This window comes from Sandarakinorhabdus sp., assembly GCF_032115815.1.
GTDB lineage: Bacteria > Pseudomonadota > Alphaproteobacteria > Sphingomonadales > Sphingomonadaceae > Sandarakinorhabdus.
On sequence record NZ_JAUMBI010000100.1, the window covers coordinates 23,151 to 25,744 of the forward strand.

Here is a 2,594-nt window from a genome sequence, read left to right on the forward strand (position 1 = left end):
GCGTCGGGATTTTCAGCACCGTCGGCGCCGTCTCACGGGTCAGGCGCTTGGCATCCTTGGTGGCACCCACACCGGGGGTGAACGGATCGCCGGGATAGGTGATCATATCCAGCACGCTGCCGCGCTGCACCCCGGCCGGCGGACGGCCACCGCCGTTCGGATAGGAGTCGGCCGAGCCATAGCCATCCTGCTGCGGATCGGAATAGATCAGGCAGCCGATGGCGCCCTGTTCCTGCGCCAGCTTCGGCTTCAGGCCGCGCCAGCCGGCGCCATACCGCGCGATGACGATCTTGCCCTTCACCGAAATGCCGCGCCGCGCCAGCGCCTCGTAATCGGCGGGCAGGCCATAGTTCACATACACAACCGGCGCCGTGACATCGCCATCACCCTGAAAGGCCACATAGGGCGGCAACGCGCCGGCGAGACTGTTGGAGGTTTCATCCTGCGGGATGCCCGGCTCCTGCCCGCCCAGCGTTTTCGCCACCGGGCCGACGAGGGCCAGCGACGTGGAAATCGGCGTGGGATAGAGCACTTGATAATCGGCGCGCTTCACCTGCCAGCCCCATTCGCGGAACATCTTTTCAATGAGCGCGGCATTGGCCTGGTTGTGCGGGCTGCCCAGATGATTGGGGCCGGCCGCCATGGTCTTCAGCCACGCCATCTGATCGGCACTGCTGATCTGGGCATCAAAGGCCGCTTCGCGATTGGCGGCCGGTTGCGCGGCGGCCGCGGTACCCAGCAGAAGCGCCGCCAGAATCAGTGATCGCATCATCATTCCCCTCTTGTGTCGCTTATGGTCTATCCAGCCGGCGGGGCGGTGACGAGGGGGAAAAACATCGCTACACCCGTGGCCATGCCCGGTCCCCTCTCCGATCTCACCGTCATCGATCTGTCGCGCGTGCTCGCCGGCCCCTATGCCACCATGGTGCTGGCCGATCTCGGCGCCCGCGTCATCAAGGTGGAACGGCCCGATGGCGGCGATGATGCCCGCCACTATGGCCCGTTCATCAAGGGCCACAGCGCCTATTTCGCCAGTATCAACCGCGGCAAGCAATCGATCGCGCTCGATCTGAAGTCGCCGCAAGATCGCCTCATCTTCGAGGCGCTGCTGGAAAAGGCCGATGTGCTGATCGAAAATTATCGCCCCGGCGTGATGGCACGGCTGGGTTATGGCTGGGAGGTGCTGGCCGCCCGTTACCCGCGCTTGATCCATGCCGCGACCAGTGGCTTTGGCCAGACCGGGCCGGACAGTCAGAAAGCCGCCTACGACATGGTGGTGCAGGCCATGGGCGGCATCATGAGTGTCACCGGCCACCCCGGCGGCCCGCCGACGCGGGTGGGCACCAGTGTGGGTGACATCACCGCCGGGCTGTTCACCGTGATCGGCATCATGACCGCCCTGCATGACCGGGACCGGACCGGGAAGGGCCAGTTCGTCGATGTCGCCATGCTTGATGGCCAGATCGCCATCCTCGAAAACGCCATCGCGCGCTATGCCGCCACCGGCCAGTCACCCGGCCCGCTGGGCGCGCGTCATCCATCGATCACGCCCTTTGCGGCCTATCAATGCGCCGATGCGCCCATGGTGATTGCCGCCGGCAACGATCAGCTGTTCGAGGCGCTGCGTAAGGCGCTGGGCCTGCCCACTGATCCGCGCTTTGCCAGCAACGATGCCCGCACCACCCATGCCGAAGAACTGTCGACGGCGCTGGAAGCCGTGCTGCAAACCCAGCCCGTGGGCCACTGGCTGCCAAAGCTGGAGGCAGCCGGCGTGCCCTGCGGCCCGCTCAACAACATCGGCCAGGCGCTGGCCAACCCGCAGGTGAAGGCGCGCAACATGGTGGTGCACACCGCCCTGCCCGACGGCACGCCACTGATCGCCGCCGGCAATCCGATCAAGCTTTCGGCTCATGCCGATCCCGCCACCCGCGCCCCAGCCCCCGATCTGGATGCAGATCGCGCTGCTATCCTGAAGGAGCTCGGCCTGTGACGATCAGCGATCTCGCCCTTGCCGAAATGCTCGCCGAAGCGGCCGGCCAGGCCATCCGCCCATGGTTCCGACGACCTTTCCTGGTCGAGACCAAGGAAGATTTCTCCCCCGTCACTGCCGCCGACAAGGAAGCCGAAGCCGCCATCCGCCGCCTGCTGGCGCAGTATCGCCCCGATGATGGGGTGATTGGCGAGGAATATGGCGAAGACCGCCCCGATGCCGAGCGCGTGTGGGTGCTTGATCCCATCGACGGCACCCGCGCCTTTGTCGCCGGCCGGCCCCTGTTCGGCACGCTGATCGGCCTGATGGAGCAGGGCACGCCGGTGCTGGGCATCATCGATCAATGCATCATCCGCGATCGCTGGATGGCGGCACCCGGCCAGCACACCACGCTGAACGGCGCGCGGGTGCATGTGCGGCACTGCACCGATCTTGCCCAGGCGCGCATCGGCACCACCAGCCCGCAGGCTTTTGAGTCGGAAGATTTCACCTGTTTCGAACGCGTGCGCACCGCCGCGCGCGACACGCTGTATGGCGGCGATTGTCACAATTATGGCCTGGTCGCTGCCGGGCATCTCGATGCCGTCGTCGAATCGGGGTTGAA

General features: G+C 66.0%; 3 protein-coding genes. 2 read left to right on the forward strand and 1 reads right to left on the reverse strand.

Annotated elements, in window-relative coordinates; translation table 11 throughout:
• Positions 1-769: PA domain-containing protein (locus tag RT662_RS06225; protein WP_313669840.1), on the reverse strand; the 769-nt coding region annotated here is incomplete at its 3' end.
• Positions 770-853: 84 nt separating this feature from the next.
• Between RT662_RS06225 and RT662_RS06230 the strand changes: the two genes are divergently transcribed.
• Together RT662_RS06230 and RT662_RS06235 are read left to right on the forward strand one after the other, a co-directional pair.
• Positions 854-1,990 (forward strand): CoA transferase, encoded by a 1,137-nt coding sequence (locus RT662_RS06230; protein ID WP_313669841.1) that lies wholly within the window; start codon positions 854-856, stop codon positions 1,988-1,990.
• Positions 1,987-2,594 (forward strand): inositol monophosphatase family protein (locus RT662_RS06235; protein ID WP_313669842.1); only part of this gene is annotated, 608 nt, incomplete at its 3' end. The genes RT662_RS06230 and RT662_RS06235, both read left to right, overlap by 4 nt.